This is a genomic window from Thiofilum sp., assembly GCF_016711335.1.
In the GTDB taxonomy this organism is placed as follows: Bacteria; Pseudomonadota; Gammaproteobacteria; order Thiotrichales; family Thiotrichaceae; genus Thiofilum.
On record NZ_JADJTF010000001.1, the window covers coordinates 3,630,554 to 3,648,568 of the forward strand.

The following is an 18,015-nucleotide window of genomic DNA, read 5'->3' on the forward strand; positions in this document are numbered from 1 at the left end:
AAAACCTACGTGGTAAAAATTAAAGCGCTACTATAAAAAACCCTCCACGCTTAAAGCGGGTCTGTTACAATCATTTTCCCTTTTTCTTAGCGGTTTGAGCCGTCATTGATTACTTAGGAGTGCGTCATGCTCAAAGTTGGTTTTGTTGGTTGGCGCGGTATGGTGGGTTCCGTTTTAATGGAGCGTATGCGTGCCGAGCAGGATTTTCAGGGTTATGAACCGGTCTTTTTCACTACTTCGCAAGCAGGCAGTGCAGGCCCTGATGTCGGGTTGGGTACTAAGCCTTTGCAGGATGCAATGAACATCGATGCACTCGCACAGATGGATATTATTGTCTCCTGTCAAGGTGGCGACTACACCACGGCGATTTATGACCAGCTCCGCGCTCAATGGAATGGCTATTGGATTGATGCCGCCTCGACCCTGCGTATGAAAGACGATGCGATTATTGTGCTTGATCCAGTCAATCGGCGCGTGATCGATGCGGGTTTAGACAGTGGTATTAAAAACTACGTCGGTGGTAATTGCACGGTTTCATTGATGCTACTGGCACTAGGTGGCTTATTTGAAAATGATTTGGTCGAATGGATGACCAGCATGACCTATCAAGCGGCAAGTGGTGCAGGCGCTAAAAACATGCGCGAGTTGCTCACTCAAATGGGCGAACTTAATGCTGAAGTCACCGACCTACTCGCTGATCCCGCCTCAGCTATTTTAGACATTGACCGCAAAGTCACTGCTAAACTCAATGACGGTACACTCTCTACCGATAACTTTGGTGCACCACTAGCGGGTAGCCTGATTCCTTGGATTGATAAAGCATGGGAAAACGGTCAAACCAAAGAAGAATGGAAAGGGATTGCGGAAACCAACAAAATTCTAGGTTTAAAAGGCGCGAATATTATTCCGGTAGACGGTCAATGTGTGCGCATTGGTGCAATGCGTTGCCACTCCCAAGCATTCACTATCAAACTGAAAAAAGATTTACCTTTGCAGGAAATTGAGTCACTCATCGCGGCTCATAATGAATGGGTGCAAGTGATTCCTAATGATAAGGCGTCGACTTTAGCAGGACTGACTCCCGTACGAGCGTCGGGTAGCCTAACTATTCCGGTCGGTCGGATTCGCAAGCTCAATATGGGACCTGAATATATCACCGCGTTTACGGTAGGGGATCAATTACTCTGGGGTGCTGCGGAGCCTGTGCGTCGCATGCTACAAATTACATTGGATTATATTAAACGCACTACTGCCTAATTAAGGCACTACTTGCTGACCTGTGCTGATTGCTTTTGCACAGGTCAACGGAGCTTAAAGCTAATGTGCTAGCTAAGGTCTAGTCATCATAACGCTTATTACGATTATTGTTGCTGCGACGCTCGCCACCACGATCATTGGTATAAGAGTCAGAGCCACGGAAAGATGAGCGCTCGCCCCCTCTACCTGCACCTGCACCTGCACCACCACGATCACCTGATGTATTTCTATTATTGAAAGCAGGGCGTGATGAGCCTGAACGTGAGCCAGAGTTTTCTTTAGGCTCAGCCTTATTGACTCTTAAGGTTCTATCTAATAGTTCAGTACCATTTAAGCCAGCAACGGCTGCATCTTCATCAGCAGCATTTTCCATATCTACGAAAGCGAAGCCTCTAGGACGCCCAGTCTCTCTATCCATAGGCAAGCTTACCTTACTTACCGCACCATAACTCTCAAATAAACTTTGTAACTGCTTAGCTTCTACTGAATAAGATAGATTGCCTACATAAATGGTCATACTTACTATAATCCTGTCATTATACTTGAAATAGAAAAAACATACTCACCTTAGCCTTAATTCACTTGCAATTCAATCATTATTGCGCGTGAACACCCAGAATAAATAAAAAGCAGAGTGAGATTCCACCCTGCTTTACTTAAACCCTTAATAAATCAGTCTTTATTTTACGGCTTTTAACACGCTCATGCCCTTAGCTGCCGTGGCAAAGCGTTGACGCTCAGCAGCCGGCATAGGAATCATGCCTTTATCGGTCAAGTAACCGGAATCACCCCATGCAGCATCACTGGTGAACTCAGCTACAAACTCAGCAATACCCTTTACCGTACCGATATGATTTTTCTTCACGTACATAAATAGTGGACGAGAGATAGGATATTTACCTGCTGCAATTGTTTCAAAGGTAATAGGCACACTATTAATAGTCGCACCTTTCACTTTATTAGCATTCTGATCTAAGAAACTATAACCAAACACCCCTAAAGCATTAGGGTTTTGGCTAAGCTTTTGGACAATTAAATTATCGTTTTCACCCATTTCAATGAAATGACCGTCTTCACGCACCGTGCCGCATAAAGCTTTGAATTGTTTTTCATTTGACTTTTCTAAATTTTTAAGTTGGTCAAACTTCTTACAACCTTCTTGCATCACCATTTCTACGAACGCATCGCGTGTACCAGAGGTGGGCGGTGGACCTAATACTTCGATTTTTAAATCAGGTAGTTCCGCATTCACGTCTTTCCACGTTTTATAAGGATTCGCCATGAAGCCACCTGCACCATTCGGTACTTGCTTGGCTAAAGCCTTATAAATATCTAAACGATTTAAATTAAAGGTAGGTCCATTGAGAGCATTAGCAATAGCAATTCCATCATAACCTACTTTGACCTCAACCACTTCAACACCATTTTGCTGGCAAGTGGCTAGCTCGGTATCTTTAATGCGTCGTGAAGCATTGGTAATGTCAGGGGTATTCACACCCACACCAGAGCAAAACAACTTCATCCCGCCACCCGTGCCTGTAGACTCTACTTTAGGCGCTGGACTACGAGTTTTCTTGGCATAGTTTTCAGCAACCGTAGTGGAGAAAGGAAATACGGTCGAAGATCCCACAATTTCAATATTAGTCCGTGCATGGGCGACACTTACACCCACCAATAAGCCCGTTGTAACCAATAAAGCCAATGACTTCATGTAAATCTCTCTTGAGTTGTGATCGTTAAGATGCGAGCAGTCTAGGATTGTGATATTTCAAGTTAGTGACAGTTTTATGAAGGATTGATGACCGACCAAGCGCCCCCAGCTAGTGGATAGATGAGCACTAATCTGCCAGCCTTTTATCGGATTTCTCGCTTTTTTTCAGTCAAACAGCAGATTGTCTACTAAGCTTGGCTACGAGTGCCTAGTAGTGATGCCCCACCCTAACGTTATGAGTATTACTTATTCTTCCCGCTACCATCGAAGTGCCATGCCAACATCGATCCTACGTAAGATTTTTACATTTATTTTAGTGGTTTATAGTATTAATTTGCTAGGGCGCTTAATAACTATGGATAAACAGTTTTTAGATGGCACTTTAGATACCAGTGCTAGCACAGAAGCGGCTATTATTTTTTTAGTGTATTTAAGTCTACTGCTTTTAGTGAGCTTATTAACTCTAATCGTAGGTTGGTCTTTTAAATGGCTGCGCTATGTCATACTGTTAATCATTATAATGACGATAGGTTTTATTCTAGCCCCTCAAGCATGGTTTGATACGCTACCACCTGCCTTTAAGGCTATAGGCTTAGCACAGCAAACTGCTTTACATTTTTTTGAGCTACTCAGTCGTAAATTCTTTTAATGAAAAAAGCCTTAGCATTGAGTACTAAGGCTGTTAAACACTGACAGGTTTATGACAATACTTATGCACCATATCCAGCTTTACCGTATTGGTTAGTATTATTATCAGGTGTAGCAGTAGGTTGCTCTAACTCCTGATTAAACCCTAACATAGGTTTAATCAGTAACACAGCAATTATAGTTAGTACCGCAAACAATACCCAGTAAACGCCGCGTAAACCATTAATGACGCTAGCATCAGCCTGTTGCTCGAAAGCAGCAAATACTACAATAGCACTGACGCTCATAATCATTAAAACTGCATAAAAGCTTTTAATACCTTGCTTAACGATGGTCGAGCACTCAATCACACAATTGCATTGATAGTGAAACCAAACAACCAATAAACTACCTAATATTAATAAACCGCTTGTAAAAAGCAAAATCAACAAGTTACTAAATAACAGCGTAAAAGCTGCCACATTCATTAATACTACCAAACTCAGCAAAGCTGCTCCAATTAAGGTAGTGGGTTGGGCTTTAAATAACATAGCTAGCACTCCTATAAGGAATCACTTTATACATTAACACTCAAATATATCGTTTCCGAAATAGCTTTCACGATAACGCCGTTTTTGATTACAGACCGGACAAATAAAAATCCAATCGCCTAACCAAGTACGCCCCACATAAGCCATTTTCCGCTTGCTATAAACTAACTCATTGTGACGATTCAATAAGGGATCACCACACGTATTACTGGGGCAGTAAGGCTCAAATCGACTCATATCCATACCTTATCTCCTATAGTAGCGGCTAAGAGCTAGCGAAAATTTATTTCATACCAGTAATCTTTCTAATTTTTGTATCTGTTTTATAGAGACTATAATAGAACAAATGTTGAACACGCGCTAGATTTTTCTGCACGTTAATTCAATTAATTTTTAGCGGGGTCGATGAGCTAGTTAAGCGTGTTTTCTACGCCAACGCGCATTACTGAGACTGACTTTTTCTGGAAAACTTAACTGTTCAGGACTAACTATGGCTTTGTGCTCAAGCTCTTGCAGCTTAGCACTTTTCTTTTCGACTAGCGTGACACCCGTACGATTCTGCCACTGCCCTAAAGCCAAATACAATTTAGGATTAATAGTACGTAAATCATTGAGATACAGCTTGCCATATAGGCCTTCATCATAGAGTTTTTGCTTCAAGAGACGTTCCATAAATTGACCCGCATTCTCTAAGCGCCCTGAGCGCGTATTCACTACCTTACGTCCCTCAGGCCACTCTTTTAAAGCGGCACAATCGGCAGGCTTAAGCTGTAGTTGTTCAAGATTTTGTGTTAATTGAGGGTGTTGACTCAGGGGTATCTGGACTTTTTGTAAATGCTCAGCCACTTGCTGTTGATAGTGTAAGCGTAGCAGGCGCTGATAAGAGGGTAATAATCTGATGAATTTCACCCCTGTTAACGCTAATAGCTCAAACTGAGGCAGGTGTTGGGGGTATAACTTAGCCTCATGCAGTACTTGTGCAAGAGTTTGCTCAAGAGTTGAGCGCTCAGCCTCGGTTAGAACAAACTCCTTAAAGCCTTCTTCAGTACGTATGAGTGATTCAATAAACTGACTAAATGACTCTAGGCTAACACTATTGCTAGGTGCAATAGTTCCACAAACTTTATTAGTAATCATAAATTTATGCAGATGGGTTGTGGTTAATCAACCCCTTATGGACAATCATTGTTATTAGAGTGCTTATAGCGTGCCTGAATACGCTGCAATAATGTAATCGTAGCGGTCTCGCTTGCTGCTACCCTATCCATAGCCGTGCGTAATTTTCGTACTACCTCATTCTTAGTGAATAACGGATATTGAGCACGAAACAGTTGCCAATAGTCGCTAGGGTCAATACTGACTTTAAAATGACCATAAGGAGAAATCTCGAATACAGCATTGCACTCAACCTGTATCTCTTTATTTTCTACATTAGGCTCATCCATGACTAAAGACAAGCATAATTTTGGATATGGATAAATCTTAGCCAAATCTTCAAAACCCCTATTAGCTTGTTGGATAAATCGATCTAATACTTGAGCGCTAGGGGATGTATCCAGTAATGGTTTATATGCCTTAGCAAAGGCATCGGCAATTAATCCTAGATACGCTTTACGCATACGCTCTTTAAAGCGATTGGCAATATAACGTAATACCCACCCAGCAAAATAATTAGCATGTTGCCATTCTGTGACATACTCGTTATAGGTGTTGGGACGCTCAGCATTCACTACCGTCGCTAATACTAATAAAGGCGTAGATGAACTATACACGGGCACAAATAATAGTTGTGGTCTTTGATCCGCATGCTCAGCCTTATTAACTTTATCAACTGGTTCTACTTGAGGTTTGACTAAGCGGCTTTTGACACAACTCAAAATCTTATCCGCATCTCCATTTAAAATGGCTTCTGTTTTATTAGCTCTACGTTCAAATACGATACTTTGGGTTTTAAAAGCAGCACCTGCTAAGGTAGGAGCACCATGATTATATTTATTTAGCCTCTCCCAATAGCTTTTAAATGCTTGTTGAATCTTAGTTTGATCAGTCTCACCAGGAGCAAGCTCTGTCCAAACAGACTCAAACAAACAGTATTTTATTTTGGCAATACTACACTTACCTTGTGGTGCATACCATTGACAAGCAGCTTGACGCTGAGTATGAAAGAAATGACTTAAATCTTTTTGCTGGCTTGGTGGCACTACCAAACCCACCACAAATCCATCTTGATGTGTACCATCTTTCACTTGGGTATTCAGACGCACAAAGAAAAATAAATTATTATAATCAATTTTTGCACCTGAACTATGATGAGCCTGTAATAGCGGAATCGCTCGATACTCTTTATAAATGCGCTCCACCCACTCATGAATAGGGTTTAATAACTCGCGCTTAACACCTAATAAGGCTAACCTAGGCGTATAACCTGTCAAAGATCCGATAGGAGGAATAGTCCAATAAGGTAAATTAGGTAATTCTTGTTTTTTTGCCAATACTTCCATCATAGCGCCTAAAACATAAGGCTCATAGCGTTTAAGATAGCGCATTAATGTTTTAATGCGACGATAAGACTCTTTGAGGCTCTCATCTTCACGAGCATTGATTATCCAGCCCTCTGCTGGCTCGGTTTTAATGCGGATTAATATCAAACTAAGCTTTAATGCGGATTGAAAAGGGTGCTTGATAACTACCGTGGTTTTAACTAGCCAGTTTTTACCTTGCTCAATTAATAGAGGTTGTAGCTGTTCTACAAATAACTGATAAGCCTGTATCTGGCGAAAGGTATGAGCTGTGATATATTTTTCTAATAGTTCTTGTTGGGTTAATGCCGTGATACAAGGAGGATGACGCAAGACTATAATACGGGTACGTGCCGATTGTAATAACAATTCAAAATGATTAATCAGCGTTAGTGTTACGACTTCACCTTGACGATGCGACACAAACAGGCGCTTTAGCTCCTGTCCTAAATTGATAATATCCGCTAGTGTACAATCACGCGGATCAGGAGAGCGTTTATCCTCCATTCCTTTACCCAATTTATTGCCCTTAGTGATTATATAGCATACTACAATTAACCATTAGGACAATATTTATCTCATCTCTATCAATATTCCAACTAGCAGATTTTATGGATCATAATTATTATAAATATAAAATAAGCGCTATTATCGCTATAAAACCACTAGGAATAAAATTAACTAATCCTTTTGGCAAGAAGTACTAGCTTCGCTAGAGTTGGTTTCACCTTTGATGAGAAAAGCTTCTGGGGTATTACCGAATATTTTTTTATAGCTACCATCTAATAACATATTACTAATCACTACATTAAAAGCCTCCACGAGGTGTGGTACATTATCATCCATTTGAAAGCGATAAGTAATATAATGTGGATTAAAGACGTTGCCATGTTGTAGGCTAGTGAGTCTGAGGCGCTCCCGCACTGGTTCTGCAATCCAAGGATTTTCTAATACCACTTCTACTTCATTATTACCAATAGCCAGCAAAGCATCATCTAAACTGGTAAAGTAATGAAACTTGGTACTGAGGCTGTTAATAATGTCCACTGGATAGTATCTACCTTTAACTAAACCAACTGTCTTACTAGCCAACTCCTCGCTACTATTTAAACATTTTTTACCGACTACATTATAAATAGCAAATCCTTGTGCTTTACCAATTAAACTAGAGGTAATACCCACACGATTAGTATCCCCTACAATTTCTGGAAATAAAATATCCACCTGTTTGGTTTTATATAGATGCTCTGCTTCTTGCCACGAATTAGCATAGTAATAGTTAAACTCATAACCAAAATCTTTTTCTATGCGACGCAATAACTCCTGAGTAAAAATAATGGCTGGCATTGTATAAGATTGCTGTTCATTTTCGCCTGTATAAGTTGGTACAGGTCCCACTACCAAACTGTAGGAAGGTTTAAATAGTGATAATAGCCAATCCTTATTAATTAATACCAATAAAAGTATTAAAAAAATAATTAAAACCAAATAAAACTGCTTTAATTTTAACAACTTAGCCATTTTTATAACACCTTTTTTTAGAATCTACGTTAGTTTTATTATGGTTAGACGCAGATAAACCAGAAAATGCTTGTGGAACATCAGCAAAAATATCTTGATAAACACCACTTGCTAGCATTTCACCGATTGCAATATTAAAGGACTCTAATAACTTAATACCCTGAGTATCCGCATGAAAACGATAAGCAATATAATGATTAGCAGATACTTTATTATGCTGACTACTATCTATCAGCTCAGTAGCTACTATTTTTTCACTCAAGTTTAATTCTTTAATTAATGCTTGAGCAATAAAGGGATTTTCAGCCACTAAATCTACTCGCTCTGCCTCTAGCATTTTAAAGGCTTGCTCTGGGGTGTTAATTTCTTGAAAAGTAATTTTTGAATTATTTAATAATTCAGGGGGGTAAAAACGCCCTCTTAGCGTAGCCACTACAGCACCCTCTAAATCTTTCCAAGTTTTAATTTTTTTGTTAGCGTTAGCATTAACATAAAAAGAAAAACCATTACCTTTACCCACTAAAGTACCTGTGATACCGGGTTGAGTGGTATCACCGACTATTTCAGGAAATAACACATCGATATGGGCTTGTCTAAACATGTAATTAGCCCGCGACCATGAGTTAATGAACTCTACCTCAATTTTATGCCCTATAGCCTGCTCCACTCTACAAGCCAACTCTAAAGTAAACTGCCATCCCGGCGTTGAAGCATAATCCTTAGCGGTTGCTCCCGTGTAACCCGGAACAGGGCCTACTACGACTTTATAGACCGGTATATCCGCTCGCACCACCGATGCTAGTAAAACACTATATATACTAAGCATACATAGAGTCTGTTTAGCTCTAAGTATCAAAATAAAGGTAAAGCATAATAGGATTAATAGATTTTTAATACGGTCTATTAAAAAAAACTTAGTTTACTCAGCCACAGTAGTGCTTCCCATATAGTCATATAACCCACCAAGTTGTATTGTTGCTTTTAAAGCTTTGTCTTAGCGACACTCCAATAGTTTTCATAATCTTGTTCAAAAAACAACCATAATGTATTTTTATTTAACTTGATGCTCTGAGCACCTTATATTTTTTAATAAAATACTTCTATTAATTGACAACGCTAAAAGACGATCATTGCACTAATAAAAGTTAGAAGAAAAATAATTCTATAACTATAGATGCTTGAAAAACAACTATATATTGCTAACAATATCTTACTCTGTCTCAGGCTTAGCAAGCAGCCAAGCTTTTAATTAATTATATTAATAGACAAATGTTGGCTATAATCATTTAGATTGATCTAACCAACCTGCGAGAGCGACCTCTCATGCTAAAAAAACACTTACTGCGCCTTATTCAACAACAACCCCAACATTGGGTAGGTAATGGTTTTCCCGTACAAACGCTGTTTAGCTACCATGACGATTTAGATGAGCTATATAGCCCCTTTTTGCTATTAGATTATGTTGCACCTTGTAGTTTTAGCCCAACTGAACAGCGGCGTGGAGTCGGTGCACACCCTCATCGAGGTTTTGAAACGGTTACTATCGTCTATGCGGGTGAGGTGGAGCATCGAGATTCGTCAGGAGGAGGCGGCATCATTGGTACTGGCGATGTGCAATGGATGACAGCGGCACAGGGAATTGTGCATGAGGAGTTTCATAGCTCACGCTTTGGTCTGACGGGAGGACAGTTTGAAGTTGTCCAGTTGTGGGTTAATCTTCCTGCTAGTGCTAAAATGAACCCTGCCCGCTATCAAAGCCTTACTCAACAGCAAATCCCCACGGTCATGTTCCCGATGCACCAAGGGCACTTAAGGGTGATTGCGGGTCAGTTTGATGCCGTTAATGGGGCAGCCACCACGCATACCCCTATTCATATTTGGGATATTACACTGGCGGCGGGCGCTGAGGTGCTATTACCAATACCCGAAAATTATTCAACCTTAATCCTAATACGCCAAGGTACTGTGGCTATTAACTCAAATGAAACGCCTCTCAAAACTGGGGAACTGGGTGTGTTTTCATTGACAGGTACAGGATTAACTTTAACTGCCGAGGAATCCACCCAGTTGCTGCTCTTAAGCGGTGAGCCTATTCATGAACCTATTGTGGGACATGGCCCTTTTGTAATGAATACCCAAGCAGAAATTTATCAGGCTCTCGTCGATTACCAACAAGGTAAAATGGGAACATTAAGCTAGTTTTGCTACTACGCGCGTGAGCTTGGCTTTCGCTAGCGCCGCTATCTGCTGCGCTACCTCACTTTGAGCCAAGCCTAATACCGTTACCGGATCCATGAAGCTTACGACTACCTGATCAGGCGCTACCTCATACATAATGAAATTACAAGGCAACAAAGTCCCTGCATTCGGCTCTACACTAATCAAATCAGCCGCTAACTTAGGATTACAAGCCCCAAAAATCCGATAGGGCGCAATGTCTTTATCCATCTTAGCTTTAAAAATCGCCTGAACATTAATTTCACTCACAATCCCTAACTGCTCTTCCATTAAGGCAGCTCTAACACGCTCCAGAACCTGTTCAAAGTCCCCTGCTAAAGTCAGATTAAACTCATAAGACATCGTATTAATCCTCAAAAAGATAAAACAAACGTTAGTGTATAACTGAGCTGCTAAGAGTGCCTATCTCTATTAAAGCCCACTTGACACCCTATATTTTCACCACAACATGGCTATCTATTTAATACTATCCACTCTTTTATCCACTCATATTTTAGGGTTAATAGCCTAATAGATTTTTTATGTGCTCAGTGCATTAGTAAAGACCAAAAAAGTTATAAATTCATCTAGATATTGCAACTCCAAGTATTATATTTTATAAGCCTCTATAAGAGGATCTTAATACTTGACGTATCGTTGAACATTTTATTTAATGGATAACTTAATCCTACTCATTCATACCGTCTATAGATCGGGCTTGGCTAACTCATATACTACTTATCCTTTATTGGGCTACTCCCCTACCTTAAGGTAGGTCTTGATACCTTATTACTCATGGAGCACAGATCATTGATTATGGACTTAGAAGCACAGGTTCATGCAGAGCTAGAGCAAATTTGCCAAAGTCCTGAGTTTTCCTCCAAAAAACAAACGCAAAATTTTTTACGGTATATTGTTAATGAAACATTAGCCGGACGGGGCGATAGAATCTCGCAATACGCATTAGCCGTTGAGGCACTTGGTAAATCGACTGATTTTAATCCCAACGAAGACTCGAGTGTGCGTATGCAAGCTAATCGCCTGCGTAAGCTATTGGATAATTATTACGCCAAAGCTCAATCCTCTAACGCTGTACACATTACTTTACCACCAGGTAGCTATAAACCGCGCTTTGATAAGCCTAATAAAGTTTCTGATTTATTAGAAAAAACTCATGTAGTCAGCAGTCTCTCTATGGGACCTAAAATTTTAATTAATACGTATTATGCTAGTGATCCACTCAATAATAATGATACCTTAAGAAAACTAACCTACGAAATTCACTCTGGCATTTCATTAATCTTAAGCCGCTTTCGAGAAGTTAGAATTATTATTGAAGAAATAAAAACTAATACCAGTGAAAAATCTGATAATTTTAGTGCTATCTGGGCTAAGCATCAGGCTGAGTTTTTATTAGAAATAGATACCACTATTAATAACTCTACTTTTGAACTACACTATACGGTGATTCATATACTCACCAACCATATTGTCGGTAAACATAAGATTGGACTTAATCTCAATCACTATCCTAATAATCTAGATTTACTGTACCAAGAGCTATTAGAGGGTACGATCAGTCTACATAAAGGCATTATTTTAGGATTTTGGAGTAAGTATTGGTATAATCAGTCTTATATCCCTGAACATTATCAAGTATTAGTTAGACACATCTATTTTATTCAACTAGATAGTGACCCTAACTGTTTAGCGCTGAGTATTGAAACGTGTGAAAAAAGACTCCAGCGTTACCAAGATGATGCTTTAGCAGCTTTACATTATGCTATTTTATGTATGTATGCTTATATGATTGATCATCCCTTAAATCAACCTATTACCGAACTATGGCCGGCTCTAGCACGTAAGTCCTTAGAATTAAACCCATGGAACGCACTGGCACATGGCATTTATGCCATCACTTGTGCACTCAGAGGGGATGATGACTTGTGTAAAATTGAAATCACCGCTGCCAAAAAGGCTAATCCCTTAGATAACTCGTGCAGTTATTTAATGGCAGTAGGGTTATGCACGCTAGGTCGGTGGGGTGAGAGTATCCCTCTTCTCAAAGAGGCAGGTCATCTGAGCCTAAATCACCCTCAACCTTTTAAGCTCATTCCTTGTTTATATTTTTTTAGAAAAGGCAAACTACTAGAGCTAACTGAAACTCGCCAAGCTGAACTAAGCTCAAAAATCATTTGCTTGACCAAAAATTGCGGGAAAAACAAACATAATAATTGTTTGCTAAAAATAGATAAACTCACTAAGGAACTCGATTTATAGTAAGCCCCGCAAAACAAAGCCCTGTTATGCTTTATAAGTAGTCACCCTAATGCTAAGCAATTACTTTAAACAGAAATTAGCTAATAAGATATTGAAATCTACGCTTACTATTAGTTTTGTTATTACGCTTATTTCTATTTTTTTTATTGCTGTAACGCAACACTATAATGAAACTGAATCTATTCTTAAGAACGCTAAAGCTGTTCTTTCTTCGCAACTAATTACCGTTAGTAAATATGTGTGGTTTTTAGATGTAGATTCATTATCTATTCAATTGCAAACCATGACCAGTAATGAGAGTATTACCTATGGTATTATTTATCACTCAGATGGTAGACCCTTAGTAGCAGCAGGCAATGCTAATGCTCCTTTTACCCATCAAATTAAAGAAGATATTTTATACCTAAATACTATTAATCAAAAACCTACTAGATTAGGTGAAATTGCTTTATATATTAATACTAGCCTAGCCAAAGAGAGTGTCAAAGCAAATCTATTAAATATAGTTCTCAGTCAAACTATTAAAGCCATTATTATTACTTTACTTTTTCTATGGTTAACTCACAAAATCATTATTTCCCCTCTTGAAAAAATAATTGATTATATTAAAAACAATTTAGCTATGATTAGCTCATCAGAAACATTAATACTACCCTCGCAAACAGATGAGGATGAGCTAACCGTATTAGCCAATACTATTATTAAAAGCAAATGTCAACTAGACGCTAACTATAAGCTACTCCAAACCCAAAAAGAAGATCTAATTGCAGAAATAAAGCTACGCCACCAAGCTGAACATAATGAAAAGCATTATTCTAAACAATTAATGATGACCTTAAACTCGTTGACTGATGCCGTATTTTCTTGTACTAATGATGGATATGTATTACTCACTAATAAATCTGCCCAGCGCATTGCACGACTATCCAACAACTATCAAGACCAATTCCTGAAAAAATATATTTATGAATTAATATCATTAAGTTATACACAAGATTTTAATGCCAGTCCTATTAACCTTGTAGACTTAAAGAACTCTCATGCCAAAAGCTTCACTCTTTATGGATTTTGTAAGGCAAAAAATTCTAACTATACATTTCCTGTTAAAATAGAAATAGTAAAAGACTTAACTTTTAAAAATGCTGCTAATGAAAATATCTTTGGCTTTATCGTTATTATTAGAGATGAATCAGATAGTGAAAAGCTTAAGGAAATGACTTACAACGCGACTCATGATGCTTTAACTCACTTATATAATCGTGCTTACTTTAACGAGCAGCTTGGGCAAGTTTTGCAGCACCCTCATGACAAAAAGTATACGCTAGCTATTATTGATCTAGATAAGTTTAAATTAATTAATGATACCTGTGGTCATCAAGCCGGAGATTATGTGCTCAAACTAACGGCTGAGGCTATGAAAAAAAACATTAGTAGTCATGATATATTAGCTCGCTATGGAGGCGATGAATTTATTATTTTATTTGCCAGTGATAGTGAAGAAAGCCTAAAGAGAGTTAAAAATATTATTTATGAAATAGAAAATCTCAATTTCACATGGGGGCGAAAAAACTTATTTATTTCTTGTAGTATTGGTATTACACCGCTTTATGCAGACGATACCCTAGAATCTGTCTACTCCCGTGCCGATGCAGCTTGTTATCAGGTGAAACATGATGGCGGTGGTGTCATTCAGATTAATTATACCAGTAAACCACACCAAGCCCGCTTTAGTGAACCCTTTGATGCTCTTAGAAAAATTCTAGACCTTATTCGAGTCAATAATATTACTCTTTATGCTCAACCCTTATTTCGTTTAGATGACTCTTTACCTCATCGTATTGAAATACTAACTCGCTTAAAAGACTGGGATAACACCATTTTAATGCCTAAAGATTTTATTCCTCTATTAGAAGAATATTATTATATGCCTAAGTTTGATGTTGCAGTCTTAAAAAATCTAGAGCATTACATCCCTCAAATTATAGCTAATAATATCACTATTAATATTAATATCTCCCCTTTAACGCTAGTTAAACCCTCGCATACTCAAGAAATTTTGGATTTAATTAGATGTTATCAGCTTAAACCTAGACAAATCTGTTTTGAAATCACTGAGAATACGATTATTAAACACAAGGATCATGTAATAGACTTTATGAATGAAGCACGCAAACTAGGAGCAATTTTTGCTTTAGATGATTTTGGGAGTGGCTATGCTTCTTTTGGTTATTTACAGCATTTTTACTTTGATATAATAAAGATTGACGGCGACTTGGTAAAAGAGATTGAATATAATGAAACCATGTTAACTATGGTAAAATCTATTCAATCTCTAGCCATTGCATTGAAAGCTATTACTGTTGCTGAGCAAGCCAACTCTAAGGAAGCTATTCTTATATTAAAAAATATTGGCGTTCATTATATACAGAGTAACTATACCTATCCTGTAACGCATATGGATAATATTACTCTAGATCATTTTAACAGAAGCCTAGCTGACCTACCTGAAAAACAAACCATTATCGAATAAGCATTTATTCATTGTTCAAGCGATTAATAATTGATAGCAAGTACTATTTGAAAATGCTCTTTACCACCATTTGAGGTTTTTACCCAAAAATTCTTAGCTAAAAAATAGTTGTGCTCATTACTTTGCAGATAAACATCATCACCTAGAGCATGAGCTTTTAGCTCTTTTTGATAATCAGGCATAGAAGATAAAGTGCTCCAAGTAACTTTACTACTCGCTACATTGATCACATAGGCATAACCTTGACCACCGTTTAGTGCATGGGTCTGAATCAGCTCAGATAGACTATCAGCCATATTTTTATCTGCTATAAATCCTTGGTTAGATTGATACTCTAAATGCCCTAATACGGTATAAAGCAAAGGCTCCGATTTATTTTTCAGCAATACTGCATCAACCGTAGTATTAGCAGCCCAACCACTTTCTAATCTAAATAAAGCTAAACTTAGCATTACTATTGCGACGATATATTTCATATTCTCCACCCTTAAATCTAAATTAATCAATTAACTAACTACCGGTTAGTTGATATTAATAAGTATCTCTTCTAAAAAATTTCAGTCTATTACTCAGCACATTCGCATTTGTATAATTTTTAATTATAGGTAATAAATTATGAAATACTGAACCAAAAATGAAGTAACCATTTATAAGTTACCGTCACATTGTTTTAAAGAATGCTTCACTACGAGTATAAAACCCTGTAATCAATTACTTAGGGTAAAAAACCTCCTTTTTCACACTAACTTGAGACATTAACAATTAATAAAAAGTTAAAATGAGTGGTTTTTAATCACAATAGACCTTTTTTAGCACTAAGCAACTCACCCATATTAACCCCATATTCAGCTAAGGCTTTAGATCGCTCGGTTCTCAGTCACCTAGCGTCACATGGAAAATCATCCATAAAAATTTAAAAACCGCTAGAATTCTTATAATTTACGATAAGCTGTAACGTAATTTTGATGGATAACACTCTTATGTCGAAAGCTTACTATCACATGGCTAGCCTTGAGCATTTGATGCAACGTGAAACTCACTATTTTAGTCAATACCATCCTCAATGTGCTCAACTCGCTCAACAAGCCAGCCAATACCTTTATCAAGGCGTGCCTATGCATTGGATGTCGGATTGGCCAACTCCGTTCCCCTTATTTGTCTCCAAAGCACTGGGAGCAGAGTTTTGGGATGTAGAGGGTCAGCGTTATGCTGATTTTTGTTTAGGTGATACGGGAGCGATGTTTGGTCATTCCCCTGAGCCGGTAGCTCAAGTGGTTAATACCAATGCTTCTTTAGGATATACCACTATGCTACCTAGCATTGAATCTATTCAGGTTGGAGAGGCATTAAGTCAGCGTTTTGGCCTACCTTTTTGGCAAATAGCTACCACTGCCACCGATGCGAATCGCTGGGCTTTACGCTGGGCGCGTGCTGTGACGGGGCGTCACATTATTTTAGTATTTGATGGTTGCTATCATGGAACCGTCGATGAAACCATGGTGCGTCTGCATCAAGGCAAGACCACTCACCGCAGTGGTCTTATGGGGCAGGCTCTGGATTTGACTCAATACATGCGTGTTGTTGAGTTTAATAATCTTCCCGCACTAGCCAACGCTTTAGCGACTAATGATGTAGCTGCTGTCTTGTGTGAACCGGCTATGACCAATATTGGAATGGTACTACCTGATGAAGGTTTCCATACCGAACTCAGACGCTTGACACGCGAACACGGCACATTACTGATCATTGATGAAACTCATACCATTTCTACAGGAATGGGTGGCTATACTAAAACCTTTGGCTTAGAGCCGGATTTATTTGTGTTGGGTAAACCGATTGCAGGGGGCTTACCTGCTTCAGTCATGGGGGTTAGTGCCGAGGTAGCAGACAAAATGCAGCATGCTCAGCGCAATCGCCCGCATAATCCCGCAGGTAACGGTCATGGGCATAGTGGTATGGGTACGACCCTATCCGCCAATATGTTCACTATGCGAGCCATTAAAGCTAATTTAGATCAAGTGATGACGGCAGACGCTTATGCCACTATGATCCCTAAAGCCGAATATTTGGCGCAGCGCTTACGCGAAATTATTCAAGCTGAGTCTATGCCTTGGTGTATTACGCAAATGGGGGCACGCGTAGAGTTTCAATTTTGTCCCACACCACCGCGCACAGGACGCGAGGCTGAACAAGCTTTTGACGATGCCTTAGAGCAATGTATTCATCTCTATCTGCTCAATCGCGGCGTGATGATTACGCCGTTTCACAACATGATGCTCTGTTGCCCCGACACTACGACAGAGGATATTGATGCCCTAGTGAATGCTTTACATGAATTTATTCAAGAGCTTAAAGCATAAAATAACCGTCACTACCGTATCACAGTAGAGTCCCTTAAAGATGGGTCTCTACTATACTGGCTTAATATGTTAAGCGCTATGTTTGCCCAAATAACTAAATGTCCACAACATCGCAGCAATAAATAGCCCCACATACACCCAAGGCAAACCGACTAACCAAGGAATTAAGCGTTGCCAACCCATCCAATGTGCCATCCAAGCTCCAATACCCGACACCCCAAACATAATGGGAACTGCAAAAGCGGCTAACAATAAATAAGCTGCCCAAGACACCTGCATATTAGCAATGCTCATTACACTGCCCATTGCCAAAAATAAACCTGCTCCCACCCCTAATACCGCTATAATGGTATTAATCCATAATAACCCCATCACTGCCCCCCTTACTTAAACCATAGAATCTATCTTATTCATTACTGTTACCCTTTATACTTTACAACGA

Annotated in this window: 17 protein-coding genes; 6 read left to right on the plus strand and 11 right to left on the minus strand. The window is 39.0% G+C overall.

The window, feature by feature from the left end; genetic code table 11:
• The first annotated feature begins 126 nt into the window (after window positions 1-126).
• The gene (asd, locus tag IPL34_RS16990) at window positions 127-1,257 is read left to right on the plus strand and encodes an aspartate-semialdehyde dehydrogenase (RefSeq protein WP_296842686.1); all 1,131 of its coding nucleotides are present in this window, start codon (window positions 127-129) and stop codon (window positions 1,255-1,257) included.
• Between the two features lie 79 nt (window positions 1,258-1,336).
• Here asd and IPL34_RS16995 read toward each other — a convergent pair whose 3' ends face one another.
• Together IPL34_RS16995 and IPL34_RS17000 are read right to left on the minus strand one after the other, a co-directional pair.
• Window positions 1,337-1,774, minus strand: coding sequence for an RNA-binding protein (locus IPL34_RS16995; RefSeq protein ID WP_296842687.1), 438 nt, complete (start codon window positions 1,772-1,774; stop codon window positions 1,337-1,339).
• A 162-nt stretch (window positions 1,775-1,936) separates the two neighbouring features.
• The gene (locus IPL34_RS17000; RefSeq protein WP_296842688.1) at window positions 1,937-2,968 is read right to left on the minus strand and encodes a substrate-binding domain-containing protein; all 1,032 of its coding nucleotides are present in this window, start codon (window positions 2,966-2,968) and stop codon (window positions 1,937-1,939) included.
• Between the two features lie 274 nt (window positions 2,969-3,242).
• On the opposite strand from IPL34_RS17000, the gene IPL34_RS17005 reads away from it, so the two are divergent.
• Window positions 3,243-3,617, plus strand: coding sequence for a hypothetical protein (locus IPL34_RS17005; RefSeq protein WP_296842689.1), 375 nt, complete (start codon window positions 3,243-3,245; stop codon window positions 3,615-3,617).
• 61 nt (window positions 3,618-3,678) lie between these two features.
• Here IPL34_RS17005 and IPL34_RS17010 read toward each other — a convergent pair whose 3' ends face one another.
• From IPL34_RS17010 to IPL34_RS17035, 6 genes are all read right to left on the minus strand, one after another.
• The gene (locus tag IPL34_RS17010; protein WP_296842690.1) at window positions 3,679-4,146 is read right to left on the minus strand and encodes a hypothetical protein; all 468 of its coding nucleotides are present in this window, start codon (window positions 4,144-4,146) and stop codon (window positions 3,679-3,681) included.
• Between the two features lie 33 nt (window positions 4,147-4,179).
• A complete protein-coding gene (locus IPL34_RS17015; protein WP_296842691.1) occupies window positions 4,180-4,389 on the minus strand; it encodes a hypothetical protein in 210 nt (69 codons plus the stop codon).
• A 171-nt stretch (window positions 4,390-4,560) separates the two neighbouring features.
• Window positions 4,561-5,283, minus strand: coding sequence for a hypothetical protein (locus IPL34_RS17020; protein WP_296842692.1), 723 nt, complete (start codon window positions 5,281-5,283; stop codon window positions 4,561-4,563).
• A gap of 35 nt (window positions 5,284-5,318) precedes the next feature.
• Window positions 5,319-7,172 (minus strand): hypothetical protein, encoded by a 1,854-nt coding sequence (locus tag IPL34_RS17025; RefSeq protein WP_296842693.1) that lies wholly within the window; start codon window positions 7,170-7,172, stop codon window positions 5,319-5,321.
• Between the two features lie 174 nt (window positions 7,173-7,346).
• Window positions 7,347-8,186, minus strand: a complete 840-nt coding sequence (locus tag IPL34_RS17030; RefSeq protein ID WP_296842694.1) for a transporter substrate-binding domain-containing protein — start codon at window positions 8,184-8,186, stop codon at window positions 7,347-7,349.
• A complete protein-coding gene (locus IPL34_RS17035; RefSeq protein WP_296842695.1) occupies window positions 8,179-9,012 on the minus strand; it encodes a transporter substrate-binding domain-containing protein in 834 nt (277 codons plus the stop codon). The genes IPL34_RS17030 and IPL34_RS17035 overlap by 8 nt, the downstream gene beginning before the upstream one ends.
• A 497-nt stretch (window positions 9,013-9,509) precedes the next feature.
• Here IPL34_RS17035 and IPL34_RS17040 point away from each other — a divergent pair, with 497 nt between their 5' ends.
• Complete coding sequence (locus IPL34_RS17040; RefSeq protein WP_296842696.1) at window positions 9,510-10,385, plus strand: pirin family protein; 876 nt, start codon at window positions 9,510-9,512, stop codon at window positions 10,383-10,385.
• Here IPL34_RS17040 and IPL34_RS17045 read toward each other — a convergent pair.
• Entirely contained in the window at window positions 10,377-10,766 is a 390-nt protein-coding gene (locus IPL34_RS17045) for a DUF302 domain-containing protein (protein WP_296842697.1), read from the minus strand. The genes IPL34_RS17040 and IPL34_RS17045 overlap by 9 nt on opposite strands.
• Before the next feature lie 453 nt (window positions 10,767-11,219).
• On the opposite strand from IPL34_RS17045, the gene IPL34_RS17050 reads away from it, so the two are divergent.
• Complete coding sequence (locus IPL34_RS17050) at window positions 11,220-12,683, plus strand: hypothetical protein (protein ID WP_296842698.1); 1,464 nt, start codon at window positions 11,220-11,222, stop codon at window positions 12,681-12,683.
• Window positions 12,684-12,732: 49 nt separating this feature from the next.
• Window positions 12,733-15,213 carry an EAL domain-containing protein gene (locus IPL34_RS17055; RefSeq protein ID WP_296842699.1) on the plus strand — a complete coding sequence of 827 codons (2,481 nt, stop codon included), beginning with the start codon at window positions 12,733-12,735 and terminating at the stop codon, window positions 15,211-15,213.
• Window positions 15,214-15,236: 23 nt separating this feature from the next.
• On the opposite strand, the gene IPL34_RS17060 is transcribed toward IPL34_RS17055, so the two are convergent.
• Window positions 15,237-15,689, minus strand: coding sequence for a hypothetical protein (locus tag IPL34_RS17060; protein ID WP_296842700.1), 453 nt, complete (start codon window positions 15,687-15,689; stop codon window positions 15,237-15,239).
• 504 nt (window positions 15,690-16,193) lie between these two features.
• On the opposite strand from IPL34_RS17060, the gene IPL34_RS17065 reads away from it, so the two are divergent.
• A complete protein-coding gene (locus IPL34_RS17065) occupies window positions 16,194-17,573 on the plus strand; it encodes an aspartate aminotransferase family protein (protein ID WP_296842701.1) in 1,380 nt (459 codons plus the stop codon).
• 69 nt (window positions 17,574-17,642) lie between these two features.
• Here the strand turns inward: IPL34_RS17065 and IPL34_RS17070 are convergent, their stop codons facing one another.
• Window positions 17,643-17,945 carry a hypothetical protein gene (locus tag IPL34_RS17070; RefSeq protein WP_296842702.1) on the minus strand — a complete coding sequence of 101 codons (303 nt, stop codon included), beginning with the start codon at window positions 17,943-17,945 and terminating at the stop codon, window positions 17,643-17,645.
• Window positions 17,946-18,015 lie beyond the last annotated feature (70 nt).

Excerpts from the sequence above, each read along its gene's own strand:
- asd (WP_296842686.1), top strand. The coding sequence starts at position 127 with ATGCTCAAAGTTGGTTTTGTTGGTTGGCGCGGTATGGTGGGTTCCGTT.
- IPL34_RS16995 (WP_296842687.1), bottom strand. The coding sequence starts at position 1,774 with ATGACCATTTATGTAGGCAATCTATCTTATTCAGTAGAAGCTAAGCAG.
- IPL34_RS17000 (WP_296842688.1), bottom strand. The coding sequence starts at position 2,968 with ATGAAGTCATTGGCTTTATTGGTTACAACGGGCTTATTGGTGGGTGTA.
- IPL34_RS17005 (WP_296842689.1), top strand. The coding sequence starts at position 3,243 with ATGCCAACATCGATCCTACGTAAGATTTTTACATTTATTTTAGTGGTT.
- IPL34_RS17010 (WP_296842690.1), bottom strand. The coding sequence starts at position 4,146 with ATGTTATTTAAAGCCCAACCCACTACCTTAATTGGAGCAGCTTTGCTG.
- IPL34_RS17015 (WP_296842691.1), bottom strand. The coding sequence starts at position 4,389 with ATGGATATGAGTCGATTTGAGCCTTACTGCCCCAGTAATACGTGTGGT.
- IPL34_RS17020 (WP_296842692.1), bottom strand. The coding sequence starts at position 5,283 with ATGATTACTAATAAAGTTTGTGGAACTATTGCACCTAGCAATAGTGTT.
- IPL34_RS17025 (WP_296842693.1), bottom strand. The coding sequence starts at position 7,172 with ATGGAGGATAAACGCTCTCCTGATCCGCGTGATTGTACACTAGCGGAT.
- IPL34_RS17030 (WP_296842694.1), bottom strand. The coding sequence starts at position 8,186 with ATGGCTAAGTTGTTAAAATTAAAGCAGTTTTATTTGGTTTTAATTATT.
- IPL34_RS17035 (WP_296842695.1), bottom strand. The coding sequence starts at position 9,012 with ATGCTTAGTATATATAGTGTTTTACTAGCATCGGTGGTGCGAGCGGAT.
- IPL34_RS17040 (WP_296842696.1), top strand. The coding sequence starts at position 9,510 with ATGCTAAAAAAACACTTACTGCGCCTTATTCAACAACAACCCCAACAT.
- IPL34_RS17045 (WP_296842697.1), bottom strand. The coding sequence starts at position 10,766 with ATGTCTTATGAGTTTAATCTGACTTTAGCAGGGGACTTTGAACAGGTT.
- IPL34_RS17050 (WP_296842698.1), top strand. The coding sequence starts at position 11,220 with ATGGACTTAGAAGCACAGGTTCATGCAGAGCTAGAGCAAATTTGCCAA.
- IPL34_RS17055 (WP_296842699.1), top strand. The coding sequence starts at position 12,733 with ATGCTAAGCAATTACTTTAAACAGAAATTAGCTAATAAGATATTGAAA.
- IPL34_RS17060 (WP_296842700.1), bottom strand. The coding sequence starts at position 15,689 with ATGAAATATATCGTCGCAATAGTAATGCTAAGTTTAGCTTTATTTAGA.
- IPL34_RS17065 (WP_296842701.1), top strand. The coding sequence starts at position 16,194 with ATGTCGAAAGCTTACTATCACATGGCTAGCCTTGAGCATTTGATGCAA.
- IPL34_RS17070 (WP_296842702.1), bottom strand. The coding sequence starts at position 17,945 with ATGGGGTTATTATGGATTAATACCATTATAGCGGTATTAGGGGTGGGA.